Annotated in this window: 20 protein-coding genes and 1 pseudogene; 15 read left to right on the top strand and 6 right to left on the bottom strand. The window is 62.0% G+C overall.

Translation table 11 applies throughout. The annotated features are described in order from the left end of the window. Nucleotides 1-31: 31 nt before the first annotated feature. Nucleotides 32-1126, bottom strand: coding sequence for an ABC transporter ATP-binding protein (locus AC0NID_RS16385; protein ID WP_473453686.1), 1095 nt, complete (start codon nt 1124-1126; stop codon nt 32-34). Between the two features lie 287 nt (nt 1127-1413). Further along, nucleotides 1414-2301 carry a LysR substrate-binding domain-containing protein gene (locus AC0NID_RS16390; protein ID WP_473453684.1) on the bottom strand — a complete coding sequence of 296 codons (888 nt, stop codon included), beginning with the start codon at nt 2299-2301 and terminating at the stop codon, nt 1414-1416. 84 nt (nt 2302-2385) lie between these two features. Between AC0NID_RS16390 and AC0NID_RS16395 the strand changes: the two genes are divergently transcribed. From AC0NID_RS16395 to AC0NID_RS16445, 11 genes and pseudogenes are all read left to right on the top strand, one after another. Continuing rightward, nucleotides 2386-3981 carry a zinc-binding metallopeptidase family protein gene (locus AC0NID_RS16395; protein ID WP_473453682.1) on the top strand — a complete coding sequence of 532 codons (1596 nt, stop codon included), beginning with the start codon at nt 2386-2388 and terminating at the stop codon, nt 3979-3981. Between the two features lie 22 nt (nt 3982-4003). Next, entirely contained in the window at nt 4004-4936 is a 933-nt protein-coding gene (locus AC0NID_RS16400; RefSeq protein ID WP_473453680.1) for a dimethylarginine dimethylaminohydrolase family protein, read from the top strand. Between the two features lie 120 nt (nt 4937-5056). After that, nucleotides 5057-5671 carry a cupin domain-containing protein gene (locus AC0NID_RS16405; protein WP_473453678.1) on the top strand — a complete coding sequence of 205 codons (615 nt, stop codon included), beginning with the start codon at nt 5057-5059 and terminating at the stop codon, nt 5669-5671. A 140-nt stretch (nt 5672-5811) separates the two neighbouring features. Further along, nucleotides 5812-6753 carry an ABC transporter substrate-binding protein gene (locus tag AC0NID_RS16410; protein ID WP_473453676.1) on the top strand — a complete coding sequence of 314 codons (942 nt, stop codon included), beginning with the start codon at nt 5812-5814 and terminating at the stop codon, nt 6751-6753. A gap of 92 nt (nt 6754-6845) precedes the next feature. Beyond that, nucleotides 6846-7646 carry an ATP-binding cassette domain-containing protein gene (locus AC0NID_RS16415; protein ID WP_473453674.1) on the top strand — a complete coding sequence of 267 codons (801 nt, stop codon included), beginning with the start codon at nt 6846-6848 and terminating at the stop codon, nt 7644-7646. Then, nucleotides 7643-8665: an ABC transporter permease gene (locus AC0NID_RS16420; protein WP_473453672.1), complete on the top strand. Its 1023-nt coding sequence runs from the start codon at nt 7643-7645 to the stop codon at nt 8663-8665. Before AC0NID_RS16415 ends, AC0NID_RS16420 begins: the two co-directional genes overlap by 4 nt. Before the next feature lies 1 nt (nt 8666). After that, nucleotides 8667-9770: a phosphotriesterase family protein gene (locus AC0NID_RS16425; RefSeq protein ID WP_473453670.1), complete on the top strand. Its 1104-nt coding sequence runs from the start codon at nt 8667-8669 to the stop codon at nt 9768-9770. A gap of 31 nt (nt 9771-9801) precedes the next feature. After that, on the top strand, nt 9802-10572 hold the full coding sequence (locus AC0NID_RS16430) for a glutamine amidotransferase (RefSeq protein WP_473453668.1): 771 nt from the start codon (nt 9802-9804) through the stop codon (nt 10570-10572). A gap of 2 nt (nt 10573-10574) precedes the next feature. Continuing rightward, nucleotides 10575-11486, top strand: coding sequence for a ribokinase (locus AC0NID_RS16435; protein ID WP_473453666.1), 912 nt, complete (start codon nt 10575-10577; stop codon nt 11484-11486). After that, nucleotides 11483-12331, top strand: coding sequence for a BtpA/SgcQ family protein (locus AC0NID_RS16440; RefSeq protein WP_473453664.1), 849 nt, complete (start codon nt 11483-11485; stop codon nt 12329-12331). Before AC0NID_RS16435 ends, AC0NID_RS16440 begins: the two co-directional genes overlap by 4 nt. After that, nucleotides 12328-13550: pseudogene (locus AC0NID_RS16445) on the top strand (Zn-dependent hydrolase). The gene AC0NID_RS16440 and the pseudogene AC0NID_RS16445 overlap by 4 nt, the downstream one beginning before the upstream one ends. Before the next feature lie 57 nt (nt 13551-13607). On the opposite strand, the gene AC0NID_RS16450 reads toward AC0NID_RS16445, so the two are convergent. Then, nucleotides 13608-14030 carry a VOC family protein gene (locus AC0NID_RS16450; RefSeq protein ID WP_473453662.1) on the bottom strand — a complete coding sequence of 141 codons (423 nt, stop codon included), beginning with the start codon at nt 14028-14030 and terminating at the stop codon, nt 13608-13610. Nucleotides 14031-14308: 278 nt separating this feature from the next. Between AC0NID_RS16450 and AC0NID_RS16455 the strand changes: the two genes are divergently transcribed. The 4 genes from AC0NID_RS16455 (at nt 14309) to AC0NID_RS16470 (ending at nt 18596) form a co-directional block, all read left to right on the top strand. Continuing rightward, entirely contained in the window at nt 14309-15514 is a 1206-nt protein-coding gene (locus AC0NID_RS16455) for an MFS transporter (protein ID WP_473453660.1), read from the top strand. A gap of 335 nt (nt 15515-15849) precedes the next feature. Beyond that, a complete protein-coding gene (locus AC0NID_RS16460) occupies nt 15850-16824 on the top strand; it encodes a UDP-glucuronic acid decarboxylase family protein (RefSeq protein WP_473453658.1) in 975 nt (324 codons plus the stop codon). Further along, nucleotides 16821-17795, top strand: a complete 975-nt coding sequence (galE, locus tag AC0NID_RS16465) for a UDP-glucose 4-epimerase GalE (RefSeq protein ID WP_473453656.1) — start codon at nt 16821-16823, stop codon at nt 17793-17795. The genes AC0NID_RS16460 and galE overlap by 4 nt, the downstream gene beginning before the upstream one ends. 516 nt (nt 17796-18311) lie before the next feature. After that, complete coding sequence (locus AC0NID_RS16470) at nt 18312-18596, top strand: hypothetical protein (RefSeq protein WP_473453654.1); 285 nt, start codon at nt 18312-18314, stop codon at nt 18594-18596. Between the two features lie 35 nt (nt 18597-18631). Here AC0NID_RS16470 and AC0NID_RS16475 read toward each other — a convergent pair whose 3' ends face one another. From AC0NID_RS16475 to AC0NID_RS16485, 3 genes are all read right to left on the bottom strand, one after another. Continuing rightward, nucleotides 18632-19867 (bottom strand): ABC transporter ATP-binding protein, encoded by a 1236-nt coding sequence (locus AC0NID_RS16475; RefSeq protein ID WP_473453652.1) that lies wholly within the window; start codon nt 19865-19867, stop codon nt 18632-18634. A gap of 5 nt (nt 19868-19872) precedes the next feature. After that, nucleotides 19873-21501, bottom strand: coding sequence for a glycosyltransferase family 2 protein (locus AC0NID_RS16480; RefSeq protein ID WP_473453650.1), 1629 nt, complete (start codon nt 21499-21501; stop codon nt 19873-19875). Between the two features lie 233 nt (nt 21502-21734). Beyond that, entirely contained in the window at nt 21735-22685 is a 951-nt protein-coding gene (locus AC0NID_RS16485) for a glycosyltransferase (protein ID WP_473453648.1), read from the bottom strand. Nucleotides 22686-22731 lie beyond the last annotated feature (46 nt).

Genomic DNA, 22731 nt, shown 5'->3' on the forward strand with positions numbered 1-22731 from the left:
CTGGCGAATTTCAGCTTCGCCACGCCGGTCGTCATTGTCCTCCATCCGGAAGGAGGAAACCCTTTTCCGCCGGCCATGTCAGCCAAACGGAATTGCCCTTGCTGAGTGCCGAGGCGGCGACCTCGTTCGGTACCGAGACCGTCACCTTGGCGCCTTGGCGCGTCGTCAGATCCAGCCGCGTCGCAGCGCCGAGATAGGTCGAGGCGGTCGCCGTCGCCGCGATGCCGTTCTCGCCCGCCGCCGCTTCGCGCGCGATCGACATGTATTCTGGCCGGATCGCCAGGATGGCGTTGCTGCCGACGGCGCCGGCATTGCCGCGCAGGGTCACGGTGCGATCTTCGCACAGGCCGGTGGCGCCATTGTCGGCATTGCGCACGCCCTTCAGCGGCAGCATGTTGATCTCGCCGAGGAACTCGGCGACGAAGCGGTTGGCCGGCCGGTCGTAGACCTCGTCCGGCTTACCAACCTGCAGCAGTTTTCCATGGTTGAAGATGGCGACGCGCGACGACAGCGCCAGCGCCTCGCTCTGGTCATGGGTAACGAAGACGAAGGTGGTGCCGGTCTCCTGGTGCAGCCGCTTCATCTCGGCCTGCATCTGGCCGCGCAGGCCCTTGTCGAGCGCTGAGAACGGCTCGTCGAGCAAAAGCACGCCCGGCTCGAACACCAGCGCGCGCGCCAGCGCCACGCGCTGCTGCTGGCCGCCGGACAATTGCGACGGCAGCTTCTTCTCGTGGCCCTTCAGCCCGACGCGCTCGATCATCTCGCCGACCCGCCGCTTGATCTCGGCCGACGATTTCTTGCGCACCTTGAGCGGGAAGGCGATGTTGGCCTCGACGCTCATATGCGGGAACAGCGCGTAGCCCTGGAACACCATGCCGGCGGCGCGTTGCTCGGCCGGCCGCTCGGTGATGTCGACGCCGTCGCTGTAAAGGCGGCCGTCGCTGGGTTGGATGAAGCCGGCAAGGATCATCAGGAAGGTGGTCTTGCCCGAACCCGACGGCCCGAGCAGGGTCAGGAACTCGCCGCGGCCGATATCGAGCGTCAGATCGTCCAGCGCACGGAACGAGCCGAAGCTCTTGCCGATCCCGATTGCCTTGATCTCTGCGGCCCGGCCGGGTTGCTGCATCCTGCCATTGTCCTCACTGTTGATCGAAATCGTAGGGCAGGGCGGCCGCTCACCGCAACCGAATAGTTTTCGCCTGATCGGCAAATTTGATTCATCTATGCGCCAATCTCCCCCCATGTGGGGGAGATGTCGCCGAAGGCGACAGAGGGGTCGTCTCGCGTGGAGCGCGACTTCCTCCTTCTTCGAGGAAAAACCAGACTTTGAGGAAAAGCCAGACTTGGCCGAGTCCAGTCGAACCGACCCCCCTCTGGCCGCTTCGCGGCCATCTCCCCCCTTGAGGGGGGAGATTAGCGCTGGTTCTCCGACAGCTTCGACCGCAACCATCCACTGAAAACATTCAGCACCGGATGCGCGGCCTTCGCGTGCTCGGAAACCAGAAAATAAGACCGCGGCGAGGGGATCGCAATGTCGAACGGCTTTACCAGCCGGCCTTCGCTCAGCGCCCGGCGGCTGGTCAACTCGTCGCCCATGGCGATGCCCTGGCCGGCGATCGCCGCCGAGAAAACCAGGTTCATGTCGGAAAAGAAGATGCCGCCCTCGACGTCGGGATTCTCGACCTTCGACAGCGCCAGCCAGCGCGCCCAGTCCTCGGTATCGCCGAGATGCAGCAGATTGGCGCGCAGCACGTCTGCGGGCTTGGAAAACCCGCCGATCTTGTTGAGCAGCGTCGGGCTGCACAGCGGCGTAAACGAGATTTCGCATAACAGCTCGACCGCCCGGTTCGGCCAGTTGCCGACGCCGAAGGCGATGAACGCGTCGGCCTCGGCATTGCTGACATCGTCCAGCCGCCGCGGCGTCAGGATGCGCAGCGCGACATCGGGGTACATCTGCCGGAATTCGCCAATGTGAGTACACAGGAACAGCGAGGCGAAGCCCGGCGTGCAGCTGACGCTGAACGAGCCGCCGACGCCGGTGCCGGCATGGCGGCTTACCGCGTCTCCCAGCACGGTCAGCGCCTTGCGCACGTCGCTGGCGTAGTGCTGGCCGCGCGGGGTGAGCGCCACGCCCTTGCCGATGCGTTCGAGCAGGTCGAAGCCGAGATCGCGTTCGAGCAGGCGAAGCTGATGGCTGACGGCGCTGCGGGTCAGATGCAGTTCGTCGGCGGCGCGCCATACGCTGCCGTGTCGGGCAAAACTGTCGAGGGCGCGAAGCGCCTGAGTGGAAGGAATTCGCAAGGGGCCTCAGGTGAACCGAATTTGCATATGCCGGGAAAACATATCACTTTTTGACGAGGCGCTTCACTGCTTTCTTCTCATCCCATGGAGGAACCGGTGACGAACTCGGCCCAAGCAACCGCGCTTGCCTGTGTGGACGACATCCAGCCGTCGCTGTCGGCGTGGACGCGGACGATCTTCGAGTTCGGCGAGACCGCCTGGCGCGAATACCAGTCGGCCGCCTGGTATGTGGAACGTTTGAAGTACGAAGGCTTTTCCGTCGAGGAAGGCTCCGGCGGCATGCCGACCGCCTTTTGCGCCCACTGGACCAATGGCGCCGGCCCAACGATCGGCATGTACGCCGAATACGACGCGGTGCCCGGCAATTGCCAGGACGCGGCGACCATCAAGCGTCCGCGTCCGGGTCTCGGCGAACAGGCTGGCGGCCACACCGATCCGCATTCGGGGCTCGGCATCGCCAGCCTCGGCGGGCTGCTGGCGACCAAGGCGGCGATGCAACGCCACGGCATACCGGGTACGTTGCGCTTCACCGGCGAGCCGGCGGAGAAGGTGCGGGGATCGAAGCCGATCCATGCGGCCAAGGGCTATTATGACGGGCTTGCCGGCATGATCTCCTTCCATCCCTTCTACATGCTGCCGCTCTGCAACACGGCGCGCTGGGACACGCATTGCGGCGCGGCCCACGCGATGATCTACCGCTTCATCTGCGACGAACCAGAAAATTGGGCTCGCGCAAGCGATGGCGCGCCAATCCCTCAGGCGCATTCGGCGGTGCGGGCGCCTGGCGCCAATGATGCGCTTTTCACGATGTACATGATGTCGAAGTCGTTGCGCGATTCCATGCTGCCGCATCAGGGCGGCTGGTCGATCAGCGAGGCGATCCTGACGGCGGGGCAGGCGACCGCGGACAATCTGCCGGCGGGGCTGGCCGAGATCCAGTACATGATCCGCGTCCCGACGCTTGATATGGCCGAGCAGGTGACGGCCGTGCTCGATCGCAATGCCGAAGCCGCTGCCATTATGAGCGGCTGCCGGTATGAGCGGCACTGGGTGTCGAAGTCGCGCCCGGGGCTCGCCAACCACGCCATGGCTGATATTGCCTATGAGGCGCTGTCGATGGTCGGGCCGCCGCGCTGGGACGAGACGGCCAAGGCCGTGGCGCGCGAGATCCAGGTCAATGCCGGCGGCATGGCGACCGAAGAGCCCTTCATCGCCGAGCTGGAGCGGTTGATCGCGCCGCAGGACGCAGAGGTGATCCTGCGCCGCGACCTGCCGCCGTCGCAGCTCAATTCGACCTCAGACGACTACACCGACATGTCATGGCACGCGCCGACGGCGCGGTTCTACGTTGCCCGCCCGGCGCTGCGGTCGGAGAATGGCCATGCTTATCCATCCTGGGCGATGAACGCGCTGGGCGGCATTTCCGCCACGATCGATCCGATGGTCATCTGCGCGTCGAAGACGATTGCGCTCGCGGCATTGCGCCTGCTGGAAGACAAGGGCGCCCGCGATGCGGCGATGGAGGAATTCGTCGCCCGCACCGGCGGCGGCATTGGCGGCTCGAATTGGCTGGCGCCGCTTTGCGACTATGACCCGCCGATCCATTTCCGCTGGCCGGAATATGTCACCACCCCGCGCGGACGGGACTGGTGGATACCTGTAAGCCCCCATGCCGCGTGATCACCCAAGCCAGGAGAACCCCATGACCGTTCATGACCGCATCGTAGCAGAACCGTTTTCACTGCAGCGCCGCAACCCGGCCGGCGGCACCAAGCCGCTGACCGCCTGGGGCTTCGCCAATGAGACGGACGTGCTGACCGACGTGCTGCTCGGCTCGCCGAATTTCCTGCGTCATCTTTCGACCAGCTCGCTGTCGCGCAAGCATCTGCGCGAGGCGCCTTGCAACGTCCAGATCGCGCAGGCGCAGCACAAGGACCTGGTCGCCGCCTATGAGCATTTCGGCGTCAACATCCATTGGCACGAGCCGACGCCGGAACTGCCGATGCAGGTCTATTCGCGCGATTCCAGCGTCATGACGCCTTACGGCGCCGTCATCACCGCGATGGCCAACTGGTGGCGGCGCGGCGAGAACTACGCCGCGATCCGCACCTACGAAAAACTCGGCATCCCGATCTACGACATGGTCACCGCTGGCACCTTCGAGGGCGGCGACTTCAACGTCATCGAGGACGGCGTGGTGCTGATCGGCTGCGGCGGCGCCCGCACGCAAGAAGAAGGCGCGCGCCAGGTCCAGGCCTGGTTCGACAAGGAGGGCTGGGAAACCCGCATCGCCTTCATCGACGAGTATTACGTCCATATCGACCTGATGGTGGTGCCGATCGCCGAGAAGCTGACGGCGGTCTGCCTCGCCTGCACGGAGCCGGGCATCGTCGACTGGCTGAAGGGCAAAGGCCACGAAATCATCGACGTGCCGTTCCAGGACACGATGGCGCTCGGCTGCAACTTCATGTCGCTTGGCAGGGACAGGGTGATCGCGCCGACTTCGAGCCAGACGCTGATCGACCAACTCAAGGCGCGAGGCTTCGAGGTGGCGGCGGTCGAGATGAGCGAGATCTCGAAGACCGGCGGTGGCATCCACTGCATGGCGCAGGCGCTGAAGCGCGAGCCGGCGTAGAGGGCTGCTTGCCAGCCCGCGATTGCGGTCCGACGCGTTGTTCCATTTTTCACAAGATGGACAACGCGTTTGATCGGTCTTACGGTTTGAGCCGAACCAGCGGAGATGTTCGCGGCCCCAATGAACAAGGTCGATATCAGGAACAAGGGTAGCGACGAGCGTTCGACTGCCACCAGCCTTTTGCGGCTCGGCACACGATTGAAGCTCTCCCGGCAGACGCGTGGCCTGACCTTGAAGGCGCTCGCCGCCGCTGCCAATTGCTCGGAAAGCCTGCTTTCCAAGATCGAGAACGGCAAGGTCTCGCCCTCGCTTCCCATGCTCCATAGGCTGGTCGAGGTGCTCGGCACGAATATTGGCTGGATGTTCGAGGAGTCCGACGGCGAGGAAGGCATCGTGTTTAGGACCGGAACGCGGCCGTTGATCGCTCTCGATCCGCTGCGGCGCGGCGAGGGCATTTCGCTTGAGCGTGTCATTCCCTATTCGCCAGGCCATCTCCTCCAGTGCAACATCCACCATATCGAGGCCGGCGGTGAAAGTGCCGGCCCCATCCAGCATGCCGGCGAGGAAGTCGGCTATGTGCTCGAAGGCTCAATCGAACTGATGGTCGGTGAAAAGACATTTCGCCTGTCTCCCGGCGATTCCTTCGTATTCGATTCCGAAGTGCCGCACTGGTACCGCAATGTCGGCAATGAACGCGCCAGCATTTTCTGGGTGAACACACCGGCGACCTTCTGATCTTGCAAGCTCTGTTTCTCTTCGCCAATGCCAATTCAAGTCACTTGACAGGAAATCAAGTATCTTGAATTATGCCGATGCGCTCAGGCGCCAGGTGAGCCCGATCAAGGGCCTTTTCCGCAAAACCAAGGGGAACCGGAATGCGTCTTACCAAGATCCTTTCAGGCTGCGCCGCAGCCATCGCAATGACCCTCGCCCTCGGCTCCGCCTCCGCCATGGCCGAGACCTATGCGCTCGTCACCATCAACCAGCAGGCCCTGTTCTTCAACCAGATCAACGACGGTGCAACGGCTGCTGCAAAGGCTGCCGGCGTCGACCTCGTCATCTTCAACGCCAACAATGTGCCGAGCTCGCAGAACGACGCGATCGAAAACTACATTACCCAGAAGGTCGACGGCATCATTCTCGTCGCCATAGATGTCAACGGTGTAAAGCCGGCGATCACCGCGGCCAAGGCCGCCGGCATTCCGGTGATTGCCATCGACGCTCAAATTCCTGATGGCGACAACGTTGCCTTCGTCGGCGTCGACAACACCAAGGCTGGCGAGGATATCGGCAAGTTCTACGCCGACTACGTTAAGGCCAATATGAGCGGCACCGCCAAGATCGGCGTCGTCGGCGCGCTCAATTCGTTCATCCAGAACCAGCGCCTCGACGGCTTCAAGAAGGCCGTCGCCGACAGCGGCCAGAAGGTCACCTTCCTCGACACAGTCGACGGCCAGAACGTGCAGGACGTCGCGCTGTCGGCCTCCGAAAACCTGATGACTGCCAATCCCGACATGACGACGCTTTATGCCACCGGCGAGCCGGCTCTGCTCGGCGCGGTATCCGCCGTCACCAGCCAGGGCCGTACCGGCGATGTCAAGGTGTTCGGCTGGGACCTGACCAAGTCTGCAGTGCAGGGCCTCGAGGCGGGCTGGGTGGTCGCCGTCGTCCAGCAGGACCCGGCAGGTGAGGGCAAGGCAGCCATCGAAGCCTTCGTCAAGCTCAAGAAGGGCGAGAAGATCGATCCGATCATCAATGTTCCGATCACCATCGTGACCAAGGAAAATGTCGGCCAGTTCAAGGACATGTTCAAGTAATATCCTCCCCGGACCGCCGGGCCGCGCATCGACCTGAAGGTTGCCGCGCGGCCCGGAAACCGATTGAACCCGTCGACCAGAGAACTGGAACCATGATGAGCGATGGCGAGACCTACCGCGTCAGGATGACCGGTATTTCCAAACGGTACGGCCCTATCCAGACGCTGGACGATGTTTCGCTGAACCTGAAGCCTGGCGAGGTGCTCGGCCTTGTCGGCGACAATGGCGCCGGCAAATCGACCTTGAGCAAGGTTCTGTCCGGAGCGGTCATCCCGGATTCCGGCACCATCGAGATCGACGGCAGAGCTGTGTCCTTTTCGTCTCCGGCCGACGCCCGGGCCGCTCGGGTCGAGATGGTCTACCAGGATCTGTCGCTCTGCGACACGGTGGATGTCGCAGGCAACCTCTTCCTTGGCCGCGAGCCGCGCAGCCGCGTCCTCGGCATCCCCTTTCTCGACAACAAGCGCATGCACGACGAGACGCGCGAGATGCTCGACCGGCTCGGCATCGTCATTGCCGACACGAGGCTCAAGGTCGAAAACCTCTCCGGCGGGCAGCGCCAGTCGATCGCCATCGGTCGCGCCGCCTCCTTCGATCCGTCGGTGCTGATCATGGACGAACCGACGGCCGCCCTCGCAGTGGCGGAAGTCGAGGCGGTTCTGGATCTCATTCGCGCCGTCAGCGCCCGTGGCGTCAGCGTCATCCTTATCACCCATCGGCTGCAGGATCTGTTCCTGGTCTGCGATCGTATCCAGGTCATGTATGAGGGCCGCAATGTCGCCGAGCGCAAGATCGGCGACACCAGTATCGAGGAGGTCGTCAACCTGATCGTCGGCCGCAAGTTTGTCGCGCGTTCGGCGCGCGCCAGCCGTGATGAGGCAGCACAGCCATGAACGTCACCTCATCGCCTGGGAATATCGGCGCCTCGCCGCCTAAACGCGCCCACAACAGCACCTGGAAGGATGTGGCGATAGCCAACGGCAGCGTTGTCTCCATCGCGCTGTTCTTCATTGTCGTCTGCGTCGTCTTCTCACTGATCACCAACTCCTTCCTTACGACGCCCAATCTGCTGAACATCGTGCGCCAGTCGGCGCCGCTGCTGATCGTTGCGGCCGCCATGACCTTCGTCATCACCACCGGCGGCATCGATCTGTCGGTCGGTTCCGTGCTGGCATTGACGGCGACGCTGTCGGCCGTCTTGCTGCAGGCTGGCCTGCCATGGCCTCTGGTCGTCGTCGCCATGCTGGCGCTCGGCGCGGCGATCGGCGCCTTGCAAGGTTTCTTCATCGCTTATGAGCGGATACCGGCCTTCATAGTCACCCTTGCCGGGCTTTCCGTTATCCGCGGCGTGGCGCTGCTGATAACCGGCGGCTATTCGATCCCGGTCGAGCCGAGCAGCTTCTTCGTCAACATCGGCAGGGCCTGGTTCCTCGGTGTCCCGGTACCGGCACTCCTCGCCGTCGCTGTCCTGATCATCGCCTATCTCGCCTTCAACCAGACGCCGTTCGGCCGTTATGTCACCGGCATCGGCGCCAATGCCGAGGCGGTGCGTCGCGCCGGTGTCGATACGCGCTTCATGATGCTCTTCGTCTATATACTGTCCGGCATGGCGGCGGCGGTGGCCGGCATCATTCTTGCCGCACGGCTCGGTTCCGGCTCGTCCAATGCCGGCCAGGGATTCGAGCTCGATGTCATCGCCGCCGTGGTACTTGGCGGCACCAGCCTGTTCGGCGGGCGCGGCACGATCATCGGCACAATGCTCGGCGCGTTGACCGTCGCGGTCATCGGCAACGGCTTGATCCTCGCGCATATGTCGCCCTTCCTGACGCCGATCGTCACCGGCACAATCATCCTCGTTGCCATCTGGCTGAATTTCCGCCTGTTCAAGGGCGCGACGACGCGGAGCCGCTGACATGGATCATCTGTTCGACGGCAAGCCAATCAAAGACAAGCCAGGTGAACGGGCGCCGATCGGTGTTCGCTCCGGTACCGTGATGACCGTTGCCGGCCCGGTTGCGATCGCCGATTTGGGCGTGACGCTTATGCATGAGCACATCCTGCTCGACGGCGCGACATCGTGGAAATGTCCCTGCCATCCCGACGAGAAGAAGATCGCCGAGCAACCGGTCAGCATGGAAATCATCGGCGAACTGCGGATGAACCCCTATATGAACCGCGACAACGTCTCGCTCGACGACAGCGACCTGGCGCTTTCGGAACTCGCGAAGTACCGGGCGCTCGGCGGCCATACCGTGGTCGATGCGACCAATATCGGCATTGGCCGCGATCCGGCGAAGCTGGCGCGTATCGCCCGCGCCTCGGGGCTGAGGATCGTCATGGGGACAGGTTTCTACCTGCAGCACACCCATCCCGACTGGCTGAAGGCGATGGATGTCGACGAGGTCACCGAATTCCTGGTCAACGATGTCGGCGGCGGGACGACGCAGCCCGACATCATGGCCGGCATTATCGGCGAGGTCGGCGTCAGCAAGGATTTCACCGACGAGGAGCGCAAATCGCTACGCGCTTCGGCTCGTGCCGCGAAAATCACCGGTGTGCCGCTGACCATCCATCTGCCCGGCTGGGAACGGCTGGCGCATGACGTGCTCGACGTAGTCGAGGCGGAAGGCGCCGATCTCAGGCATACGGTGCTGTGCCATATGAATCCGAGCCACAACGATCTCACCTATCAGAAAAGCCTCGCCGCGCGCGGCGCCTTCCTGGAATACGACATGATCGGCATGGATTTCTATTACGCCGACCAGGACGCGCAATCGCCATCCGACGAGCAGAATGCGCAGGCGATCCGTGCGCTGATCGACATGGGCCTGGTCGACCGGATCCTTCTGTCGCAGGACGTCTTTCTGAAGATCATGCTGACTCGCTTCGGCGGCTTCGGCTACGGCTTCATCCTCAAGCATTTCGTGCCGCGGCTGAAACGCCATGGCGTCGAGCAGTCGGCAATCGACCGCATGCTCGTCGACAATCCAAAGACCGTGTTCGCTGCGAGCCTGTAGGCCGCGGATCAATTCGACATAGGGAGCAAACATGTCCAGGAAGAAGATTCTTCTCGCGGGCGAGTCCTGGGTCTCCACCGCGACCCACATCAAGGGCTTCGACCAGTTTCCGACCGTGACCTATCACACCGGCGCCGACGAACTGCTGGACGCGCTGAAGGATGGTCCGTTCGACGTAACCTTCATGCCGGCGCATGAGGCGCAGCGGAATTTTCCCCAGACCATGGAAGCGCTTTCGGCCTATGACGCGGTCGTGCTTTCCGATCTTGGCGCCAACACGCTGCTGCTTCACCCCGACACATGGATCCACTCCAAGCCGACGCCGAACCGGCTGCGCCTGTTGCGCGACTATGTCGGCAATGGCGGCGGCCTGTTGATGTTCGGCGGCTATTACAGCTTCCAGGGCATCAATGGCGGCGCGCGCTATCACAAGACGCCGGTCGAGGATGTTCTGCCGGTCACTTGCCTGTCCGTGGATGACCGCGTCGAGGTTCCGGAGGGCTATGCGCCGGTTGTTGTCGGCCCGCAGAGCCATCCGATTCTCAAGGGCCTCGGCAAGGATTGGCCGATCCTGCTCGGCTTCAACGAGGTCATGGTCAAGGACGGCGCGGAAGTTCTCGCCACCGTGTCTTCTGACTACCGTTCCCTGCCGCTGCTGGTAACCGGCAAACATGGCAAGGGCCGCACCGTCGCCTGGACCTCGGATGTCGGCCCGCACTGGCTGCCGCCGGGCTTCATCGCCTGGAGCGGCTACAAGACATTGTTCGAACAGATGCTGGGCTGGGCAACAGCCAGGGACTAGCCATGCGCGTCCATGTCATCGGCAATGTCTGCGTCGATACGACGTTTCGGCTAGACCGCTTTCCGGCGGCGGGAGAGACGCTGAACGCGTCGGAACATTCCGACGGACTTGGCGGCAAAGGTTTGAACCAGGCGGTGGCCGCGGCGCGCACCGGAGCTGATGTTCGTTTCCGTGCGGCGATCGGCGACGATGCGGCCGGTGCATGGATAAGGGAGCTGTTGAGCCGCGATCTCGACACCCGTCACCTGACGACGCTGCCGCTGCCCAGCGACCGTTCGACAATCATGGTCGATGCGCGCGGCGAGAACCTCATCGTCACCGGCGCCAATTGCGCTGCCGCCTTCGATCCGCTGGCCGACAGCAGCCTCGTGCGCTCGATCGAGCGCTCGGACATCATGGTGATGCAAGGCAACCTTCACCCAGATGCGACGACGGCCTGTTTGCGCGCGGCGCGCGCGGCGGGAGCCTTGACGATCTTCAATCCGAGCCCGCTCGCGGCCGGCTATGCACCGGCTCTGAGTGCCGTCAGCCACGTTGTCGCCAATGCGGGCGAGGCGGCGCAGATGACCGGCGCCAGCGATCCTGCCGCGGCGGCCTATGAGTTGATCCGCCAAGGGGCCGGTATCGCGATCGTTACGCTTGGTGCGCGCGGCTGCCTGATCGCCGACAGCAAGGGACCGATCGAACATATCGCGGCGCCCAAGGTGGCTGTGGTCGACACCAGTGGTGCGGGTGATGTCTTTTGCGGCTGTCTTGCCGGCTGCCTTGCGACCGGAATGGACCTCGCCGCGGCAGCGCGGGTCGCGGTCCGCGCCGCGGCCGTCTCGGTCGGACGCGCCGGCACGCTCGGTTCCTGCCCCGACAGGCGGGTGATGAAAATGCTCATGGAAACGACGGAAGCGGAAAGCGCATGACAAAATTCCCCAAAACCATCGGCTCCAAACAAGTCGCGGATGACGCGTTGCAGTCGATCTTCGGCAGGAACAAGGTGGTGATCGGCGTCGTTCATCTCGCACCCCTGCCGGGCGCGCCGCGTTACAATGGCGAGGCGGTCGAGGCCATCTATCAACGCGGCCTCGACGATGCGAAAGCCTATCTGCATGGTGGTTGCAATGGCGTTATCGTCGAGAACCATGGCGACGTGCCGTTTGCCAAACCGGATGATATCGGGCCGGAAACCTCCGCCTATATGTCCGTCGTTTCCGACCGCATCCGCCGAGAACTCGGGAGACCGATTGGCATCAATGTGCTCGCCAATGCCTCCATCCCCGCACTGTCGATCGCCAGCGCCTCGGGTGCTTCCTTCGTCCGCGTCAATCAATGGGCCAACGCCTATGTCGCCAATGAGGGCTTTATCGAAGGCGAAGCGGCGCGCGCCATGCGGTTCCGTGCCCGGCTTCGCGCCAATGGCATCCGCATCTTCGCCGATGCCCATGTCAAGCATGGCGCACATGCGATCGTCGGCGACCGGCCAGTCGAGGAACAGGTCAAGGATCTGGTGTTCTTCGACGCCGATGCGGTAATCGCCACCGGCCAGCGCACCGGCCACGCCGCTGACCTCGACTACATCAGGATGATCAAGGAAGCAGCTGGATTGTCGACGCTTGTCGGCAGCGGTGTGACGGCCGACAATGCCAACGATATTCTCGATATCGTCGACGGTGTGATCGTCGCCAGCTCGCTGAAATATGACGGGGTCTGGTGGAACCAGGTTGAAGCACAGCGGGTGAACGCCTTCATCCGCGGCCTCAAACGATGACTTTGCAGCCGGAAATTGACGGCGAGAGGCTGCTCAGGCGGCTCGATGCGTTCGCCGGGATCGGCGCGACGCCGGCCGGGGGGCGTCAATCGGCAGGCGTTGAGCGTCGAGGATCGCAGCGCCCGGCGTCTGCTGGCGGAATTGGCGCTTGAGCGCGGCTTCACGGTTTTTCAGGACGGCTTGGCGAACCTCTTTATCCGCCGAGAGGGCTCCGATACCGCCCTGCCACCGCTTCTGATCGGCAGCCACCTTGACAGACAGCCGGCCGGAGGGCGCTTCGACGGAGCGCTCGGCACGCTTTCCGCCTTCGAAGCACTCGAAGCCCTGGAGGACGCGAAGGCGCAGACCCGAATGCCGGTCGAGGTCGTCGCCTGGACCAATGAAGAGGGCAGCCGCTTCGCGCCGGGCGTCATGGGTTCGATGGCATTCGCGGGTGATAGTCGGCAGCGACGGCGCGTCCCTGGCAACAGAACTCGATGCGACGATCGCTGCATTGCCGGAGGCGGCGGCGCGGCCGATCGGCATGCCGATATCAGGCTACATCGAGCTCCATATCGAACAGGGACCGTCGTTGGAAAAGGAGCGGATGCCGATCGGCGTCGTCACGGCCGTCCAGGGTACGCGCTGGCTGGAAGTCTGCATTCAGGGTGCCGCGGGTCATGCCGGCACGACCGGCCTTGCATAGCGTAGGGATCCGATGGTTGCCGCCGTTGCGGCGATGCACAGGTTGCAGGCAACGATCATGTCGCTCGACGCCGACGCACGGCTGACAGTGGGCCGGATCGCAGCCCAGCCAGGGTCGATAAACGCGATACCGCAATCGGTGATCTTCGCCGTCGACCTGCGGCATCCGCAACCGGAGCGGCTCGATGCCATTGAGGCCGAGGTGCGCCAGGTCTGCCGGACGGAGGCCGAGGCCCGGAACTGCACGGCAGCGATCGCGCGATCGTTCGATATGCCCGGGGCAGCATTTTCGCCGGATATGATTGATGTCGTCGAAGAAGCCGTCAATTCTCTGCGGCTACCGCATAAGCGGATGATTTCGGGCGCTTTCCATGACGCGCTGTTCATCGCCCGCGTGGCGCCGGCTGCAATGATCTTCGTGCCGTGCCGCGACGGGCTCAGCCATAATGAGGCCGAATATGTCGAACCTGCTCATGCGATCACCGGTGCGCGGGTCCTGTTGCGGGCAGCCATCGTGGCGGCCTCCGCGCGATGAGAACCACCGCGAGGCGGGCGGTTCGCTGAAATCGCATTCGCCGGCAGTCCGAAACAGCTAAAACGTAATCTTCACCGAAGCGGCGCTGCGGTTGGCCGGCCCGTGATAGACGGCCTCGATGTTGTTGCCGTCGGGGTCGAGCAGGAAGGCGGCATAGTAGCCGGGATGGTAGTGCTGCCGCTCGCCCGGCACGCCATTGTCGGTGCCGCCGGCCTCGAGCCCGGCCTTGTAGAAGGCGTCGACCATCGCGCGGTCCTTGGCCTGGAACGCAAGGTGGTGGCGCCCAGTCAGTTGTCCGATGGCGGCCCGGCTGTCGATGCTGGAGACGAACAGCTCGTCGGCCCAGAAATAATCCTCGGCGCTGCCGCCTATGGGAACATCAAGCACCTTGAAAACCGCCTCGTAGAACCGCCGGCTGGCCTTGAGATCGCTGACCACCAGCTGGACGTGGTCGATGAGACGGCCGCGACGAAGTTCCATGCCTGATAGCTCCTGATCGCCAGGTTGGAAATCTAGCTTCGGAGGGCGCAGGGTCAATGCCATGAGCAATTGAGTGGCGCGTTTTCCTGGACTGGATAAAAAATGCAACCGGATTGTAGGATTCGAATTGGCGCCATCGTCCTTCGGACGCAAGCGGCGCCGCGAAGCACGAAAGGTCGCGCCGTCGAACACGGTCCAGACCATGATCCCAAAAAGTGGGAACCGGTTTCCGGAACCGATCATGGTCAAACAAGATGCCTCTGGCATGGGAGAAACATATGAGCCATTCCTATCGTTGGGTCATCGTCGCGGCTGGCGCCGTGATGACCTGTGTCGCCATTGGCGCGATGTTTTCGCTGGCGATCTTCCTCGAACCGATGGCGCTGGACACAGGCTGGTCGCGCGCCGGCATATCGAGCGCGATGACGCTGAACTTCCTGGTGATGGGCCTTGGCGGCTTCGCCTGGGGCGCGATCTACGACCGCCTCGGAGCCCGGCCCGTGGTGATGGCCGGCGCGGTGCTGCTCGGGCTGGCGCTGGTTCTGGCGAGCCGCACCAACTCGCTGCTTGTCTTCCAGGCAACCTATGGCGTGCTCGTCGGCCTCGCGGCAAGCGCCTTTTTCGCGCCGATGATCGCGCTGACCACCGCCTGGTTCGACACCAACCGCAGCCTTGCCGTTTCGCTGGTTTCGGCCGGCATGGGCGTGGCGCCGATGACGATCTCGCCCTTCGCGCGCTGGCTGATCACGGCCTATGACTGGCGCACCGCCATGTTCGACATCGGCATCATGGCGTGGGTGCTGCTCCTGCCGGCCGTGGTTCTGGTGCGTCAGCCGCCGGTGCCTGCCGCCGGGGACGCCGTCGCCTCGGGGCCGGTCGCCGAAGGCGCAGGCATGTCGGTGCGCCAGGCGCTGCTTTCGCCACAGTTCATCGTTCTGGCGCTCACCTTCTTTGCCTGCTGCGCGGCGCATTCGGGGCCGATCTTCCATATGGTGAGCTATGCCATGCTATGCGGCATAGCGCCGATGGCGGCGGTCTCGATCTACAGCGTCGAGGGCTTGGCCGGCCTGGGCGGCAGGCTGTTGTACGGCGTGCTTGCCGACCGGCTGGGCGTCAAGCCGGTGCTGATCGCGGGGCTGGCGATACAGGCCGTGGTGATCGCGGCCTATCTGGCGGTCAGTGAGCTTGGGCAATTCTATACCCTCGCCATCATCTTCGGCGCCACTTATGGTGGTGTCATGCCGCTCTATGCGGTGCTGGCGCGCGAGTATTTCGGCCAACGCATCCTCGGCACGGTGTTTGGTGCCGCGACCATGCTGTCCAGCATCGGCATGGCCTTCGGCCCGCTCGCCGGCGGCATGGTGTTCGATGCCTATGCCAGCTATTCCTGGCTGTTCATCGGCTCGGCCCTTGTCGGGCTTGGCGCGGTGGCGGTGGCGATTGCCTTCCCGCGGCTGCCACGCAGGGAATTGCAGCCAGCGTAAGGGAGTGCGAAGGATGGCCGCCTTGGGGCGGCCATCGATCAGCATCAGGCTTGAGCCGAACCGCCGAAAAGCGCTCCCGTCCGGTATCGGCAAGGTGCCGGTATGCTGCGCCGCAGTGCTCCCATGCGGATGCGTCCGCGCGGTCACGAAACCAGTTGCGCAAGGGCATTGATTATCAATGCGATGGGAGAGGGACGGGAACGGGTGCTGGAAGACGGCCGCCTTCGAGGAGGATTTCTTATCGTTAATGCTAAGTGAAGGCAGGCCTCTGGTAAATCACCATGTCGTCGGGTTAGCTTATTAGGTTGGGGTAAACTGGCGTGAGGATCCCGAAAATGCAGCGGGCAAAGCGAGTCTTGGTGACTGGGGGTGCAGGTTTTCTGGGATCGTTCCTATGCGAGCGGTTGCTTGGTGAAGGCCACGAGGTTGTATGCGTCGACAATTTCTTCACGGGAAGCCGGAGAAACGTCTCGCATTTGCTCGACGACAGGTCCTTTGAGATCATTCGCCACGACGTGACATTTCCGCTCTACATAGAAGTGGATGAAATATACAATCTTGCCTGCCCGGCAAGCCCCGTTCACTACCAGTTCGATCCGGTCCAGACGACAAAGACCAGCGTCCATGGGGCGATCAACATGCTGGGGCTCGCCAAGCGGGTTCGCGCAAAGATCCTTCAGGCGTCCACGTCCGAAGTCTACGGCGATCCCGAGGTTCACCCGCAGACCGAGGACTATTGGGGCAGGGTAAACCCGATAGGGCTCCGTTCCTGTTACGACGAAGGCAAGCGGTGTGCCGAAACCCTGTTTTTCGACTATTGGCGGCAGCACAGGCTGCGGATCAAGGTAGCGCGCATCTTCAACACCTACGGTCCGAGGATGCGTCCGGACGACGGCCGCGTCATTTCCAACTTCATCGTGCAGGCACTGCAAAACCAGCCGATAACCGTGTACGGCAACGGCCAGCAGTCACGTTCATTTTGCTATGTCAACGATCTCATCGACGGTCTGGTTCGCCTGATGCAAACAGCCGACGATGTCACCGGTCCAATCAATCTGGGCAACCCGGTCGAATTCACGATGCTCGAACTCGCCAATCTCGTGATCGAACTTACCGGGAGCCGATCCAAGATCAAGTTTTTACCTTTGCCCGCCGACGATCCGAGGCAGCGACAGCCTGATATCGGGTGTGCCTTGCGCGAACTTAATTGGAAGCCAAGAATCGCATTGCGCGATGGTCTCGCCAAGACCATTGCCTATTTCGATGACTTGGTCTCATCGGGGCATGCTGGGTCCGCTGCAGCCGAATGAAGACGGTCTTGGTCACCGGCGGGGCCGGCTATATCGGCTCACATTGTTGCAAGGCATTCGCCGAATCCGGTTGGTCGGTCATTGCGTATGACAACCTCTCGCGCGGCTGGCGCGACGCGGTCAAATGGGGACCGCTTGTCGAGGCCGATATTTGCGACGCCGCAGCGGTGGCAGCAGCGCTGCACCAGCATCGGCCGGATGTGGTGGCGCATTTCGCCGCCTACGCCTATATTGGCGAGTCCATCGAGCGCCCGGAACTCTACTACCGAAATAACAGTTTTGGGACGCTGGTCCTGCTCGAGGAAATGCTGAAGATCGGCGTCGACAAGCTGATCTTGTCGAGCACCTGCGCGTCTTACGGTATTCCGATCCGTTCTCCGATTGACGAAACGCATCCGCAGTCGCCCATCAATCCCTATGGATGGTCGAAATTCATCGTAGAACGAATGGTTGACAATCTTTCGGACGCTCATCGCCTCAACGCGGTTGTGCTCCGGTATTTCAACGCCGCCGGATGTGACCCCGACGGCGAGGTCGGCGAGCGGCATGAACCGGAAACACATGTCATTCCGCTCGCTATCGAGGCGGCGGTTGGATCGGGCCGGATCTTTACCATCAATGGCACCGACTTCGACACCCGCGACGGAACCGCGGTGCGGGACTATGTCCACGTCACCGATCTCGCCCGTGCGCACGTTCTGGCAGGGGAGAAGCTTCTCCGCGATCGGGGGGTTCACGTCTACAATCTCGGCACCGGGAACGGGACGACGGTGAACGAGTTGGTCGATGCCGTGCGCCGGGCTTCGGGAACGCGCCTCCCGGTGGCCTACGGTCCGCGCAGGGCAGGTGACCCGCCTGCGCTCGTAGCCGCTGCCGGCAAGGCCGCCCGGGAACTCGGCTGGATGCCCGAGCAATCCGGAATCGACCGGATCGTCGAAACGGCGCTGGCCTGGTATCGCAGCCGGTTGTGACGATCTTTTTTGCGGAGGGGTCCTACCGCTTGGTCAACAAGCATCGAGAGCAGTCGGCGACCGCGGCAAGCGAGAGATATTGCTCTATCCGCTTTCGCGCCGCCCGACCCAGGCGTTCCCGCAAGTGCGGATCGTCCTTCAGGCGCTTCAGGGCATGCGCAATTTCTTCCGGCTGATCCTTTCGAACCATCAGGCCGCCGACTCTTGGCCATTTGCCAATATGTCGGGAAGCCCCTGTGCATCGGTGGCAACGATGGGAAGACTGCAGGCATCGCCTCCAGCGGTGCGACCGGCATGCCTTCGATGCGGGACGTCGTGACGTAGGCATCCGCCGCCGAAAGTAGTGTCTCAGTTTGAAATTTGAAGCGTCGCTTCTCGCGATCCTGCCCGAACTCCTATATGCTTAGCGCAACGCCTACATGATGGACGCAGTTGCGCCCAAACCGGGCAAGCGCGGGCCGCACAAAACGAAAGCCGTCGCCTGATGCCGACAAAAGATAGCACCGGGCGAGCCGCGTGAAACGCGCGTTTCTATTCGGGCTCACGGCCCAGCTAATCCTCATTAGCGCGGTCTTTCTTGTTTTTGATGATCTAATGCTTCCGATGACGCGGTCTCCGGTCATTGGCATTGTCGCATTGGGTTTGGGCGTCGCGAGCGCATTTTTCGCTTGGAGGGCGACCCCTCATCCGTCCTGGCTGGTCAAAATCGGGATGTGGATTGCCGGCTTTCTTGCCATCTACGTGGCAATCCCCTTCATCGAAGTCGTCGTCGTGCTGATCATTCCGCTTATTTCAAACTGAGACGCTACCCGCCATAACCAGTGCCTCCACGCGCTTCAATCCACCTTAAGCAACTGGGCAGAATGCGACAGTCGCACAATCCCGTGCTCTTTCAGATATGGCCAATAGGAGTCATTGACTGTTGCCGCAACAACGTCGAACGTTAGCAAGTTCTCGCTTGCGAGGTCAGGGTCGTCCTCTCCCCACGCATAGAGAGCCGCTCCAGCGCTATAGGTGCCAGGCAACAATCCCAACGATCGCACGCTGAATACGACCTCGGCCTGCCCAACTATGTCAAATTGACCAACACCTTCCGCGAGGCTTTCGAGCACAGAGATCAAGTTGCCTTCCTGATCAAAAATCTGGATATGAACCACGCTTCGGTAAAACGAATCTTTCGCGCCCAGCTTCAGCACAAAATCGTAATCGCCGCCAAACTTGAGCTGGTTGCAGCGCTCGCGCGTACCCGGATACACAATAGCCACCTGCATCCAGAGGTCATCATTGCCAACGCGCTCGGCTCCATCGCTGCTCGGGACGGTGTTCGACAGGTACGCATCGATGATCGATGATGCCTCGCCAAAGTCCTTCAGAAGGCCGCGGTCCAGATAAACCGCTTTTGTGCAATGCTGCCGAACCATGGCCATGTTGTGGCTCACGAACAGCACGGTGCGACCTTCACCCGCAACGTTCTTCATCGTGCCGAGACATTTCTTTTGAAATTCAGCATCGCCGACAGCAAGCACCTCGTCGACGACGAGAATCTCCGGCTCCAGATGAGCAGCGATCGCGAAGGCAAGCCGAACATACATGCCGGACGAATAACGCTTGACCGGCGTTTCGAGAAAGCTGCCGATATCGGCAAACTTGATGATCCGGTCTAGCTTACGCGTGATCTCGGCCTTACTCATGCCGAGGATCGCGCCGTTGAGGTAGATGTTCTCGATTCCGTCGAGATCCGGATGGAATCCGGCTCCTACCTCCAGCAAGCTTCCGATCCGGCCCCGCATCACTGCTTCGCCTTCATCCGGAGCCGTGATAGAGGTCAAAACCTTGAGCAGCGTGGTCTTTCCCGAGCCGTTGCGTCCGATGATACCGCACACGGTACCAGTCGGAACGGAAAAAGTGATGTCCTTGATGGCGAAGAATTCGTTGGGGGAAGCTTCGGCTTCCCGCGAGCGCAAACGCGCGACAAGTTGTTCGACCTCCTCACGCAATGAGCGCACGCCGATCGCGCCGCGCCGGTAGCGCTTGGAAAGTCCTCGGACCTCAACGGCTGGCAATTCTGTCATCGATCTCAAGCCGTAACATTTGCGGTTCGACTGCCGGATCGATCCGCGGTCAGCCCGTCCTTCACGACGCGCGCCGTGACAACGACAGGATAGGCGGTATCCCGGACGTCGAGCTTCTGGTCAGAGACTTCTTCCTTGGCGAGTCCCTGGAGAAAACAAACTGCCGCAAAGACGTTGCCGTGGGTTTCGAGCGCCATATTCGCCGTGCTGAAGGATTTCGCAAGCAACTTCGCCAACGCCGCCTGCGTCAATGACCAGAACCATGTGCTGCCCCACTCGCCGCGATCGACCGGGGTGATGCCCGGAACAGTCAGCAGCAGCACGCCTCCGGGCTTGAGCGCTTCGGCCAGTGCAGCGACCGCGGCCGACATGTCGAAGATCAGATGAAGCGTTTGCGTGAGGATGATGCAGTCGAAGGCGTTTGACGGCAGGACTCCGGGTTGCGACAGGTCGCCTACGATGGTCGCGTTTGGATTGTCGGAATCAACATGCAGCACGTCGCTCTTGACGACATGAGCACCACCAAAATGCATCGTGTAGCTGTTGTCGCCGATTTCCAGCACGCGGCCATGTATGTCGGCCGCATTCAATTGCAGGAAATTCTCGATATAGTACCGATCTATTGGCTTGCCGCGATCATATCCGAATGAGCGGCTTATCGGCATCGTGCGCGCGAAATCCCCAAACCGCACCGAACCGACGAGCGGAGCCCGCCAATCGGCGCCGGAAACTCCGAGCAGCCGTTGCACATGCCTGCCGACCTTGCGCTTTATCCTAAATGCCGCCGTTTGCAGCATGATCGGCGGCGACATCTGCAAAGCCCCCCGCAGCATGCGAATAGCTTTGGCGGGCTCGGCGCGGATCGTGCGCAAGGCCTCAGTGGTCAACTCTCCGGTATAGTAGGTCTTCCAGAACCGCCTACCATCGCGGACTGCAAGACGCACATCGTCGTCAACCGGACCTGCCAACTGCTTGTCAAGCACCGACAATGCTGCAGCGAGCATCATCGTTCGATTGTTCGACATGTTGTCGCCGTGCATGCGGTACTCGGCGACGACATTGCCGTGCGTTACGATCGAACCGCGCCGGGCGATTCGCAAGAATAGCTCATAGTCTTCGCAGAACCGCATTGAAACGTCGAACCCGCCCATGGCCGCGAGCCTCTCCCGCCGATAAACCACGGTCGCATGCATCGCAATGAAGTTTCCCGTCCGCAGTAGCTGAAGATAAGGATCTTCAATAAGGCCGACGTGATGGTTGTCCGACTCGATCGCACCGCTTCCATTGATGAAGCGATGAGCTCCGTAAGCAAGAACCGCATCTGGATGCGCAACCAGCATTCGCACGCCCGCCTCAATGGCATTCGGAAGGAGACGATCATCCGCGTCCAGAAAGGTTATGTAATCGGATCTGGAAGCCGCCAGTCCGGTGTTTCGGGCGGCCGCGAGCCCGCAATTGTCCTGCCTGATCAGGCGCACGCCTGGATGACGCTCGACAATCGATGCCGGATTGTCTGTGGATCCGTCGTCGACGACAATAATTTCATCCATCGGCCGGCTTTGACGAAGACAGCTCTGAATGGCTTCCTCAACAAAGCGAGCATGGTTGTAGGTTGTTATGACGACTGCGATCATGAAACAGCCAAATTCTCCTTAGCTTCGCAGAGAGGCAACGGGCTGGTGTTCGTGAAATCCAACGCGACCCTCGGCGTCACAACAGAATTTGGCACAGAAATGATGGACACTCGTCACTTTTAGCACGTCGCCCCCAGTGAGGCGATGCGACTTGTCATTCACGTAAACGGTATCGTCAATATCAGAAATCTCAGGCTCGGTCGCGATCCAATCCGCGACACCGGTCCTGCGCACTATTTCCGTACTCTCGTCAGCAGCCTGAACACCTTCGACAGGATGCGGCGTGGCGTCAGCCGCCGAACGAACCGGCGGCCGTCTTCGACGGCAAGGTCAAACCTGTCGCGAAGTGTCAGGGGCCGACGCTGGGCCGGATAGCGCGCAAATGCGAAGCGGAGCGCCCGTTGCAACTTCGGCGTCATCAATCCCGAGGCCGACGCATGCATCTCAACCCATTCGAGGAAGCCGATGCGAGCAGCATGCGGGCGCAGTCGATCGTAGATGCCGGAAGCAGTCGCCTTGGCCGATGTAGATTCGAGGTGCTGCCTGTATCGGCCGGTGGGCGTGGATGTCACGAATACCGGGTAGCGCAACAGCAACTTTACCAGAAGGGTCTGGTCTTCGTAGAGCTCGAACGCCTCATCGAAACCGCCCACCGCTGCCAAGGCTTCGCGATGAACCATGATCGAGCAGATGCACGGCACATGAGCCCGCTGGCGCACGATGACCTGATCGAGCAGGTCGGGCGGCATGTGCACACGGTCCGATTGGCGTGGCATCCAGTCGGTCCAGTTCCTGTGCGGCTCATCGGGGAACCACCACAGGGTCGGTCCGTAAAGGACCTTAACGCGAGGATGCGCATCAAAGATCGCAAGTTCCGTCTCGAATTTTTCCGGCTCAAAAATATCGTCGCCATCCAGGAACGTGAAGAACATGCCCGACGCGGCCGCGATTCCGGCATTGCGCGCCGCGGCGGCGCCGCGACGCTGGCCGTTCGGTCGAATGAAACGGATTCGCGGATCGCCGGTTGCTGCAGCCACCGCGATCGCAACGCTCCCGTCGGATGATCCGTCGTCAATGAGGAGCATTTCCCAGTCGGTGAAGGTTTGCGCGCGCACGCTTGCGATCGCGGCCGGAAGAAACCGCTCGACGTTGAGGAAAGGCGTGATGACGGAGATCAATGGCATCGGCGTCGTGCCCATCGTGCAGAATGCGCGGCGGCCGACGAAAGGC

It is taken from the genome of Mesorhizobium sp. WSM4821 (assembly GCF_055901555.1).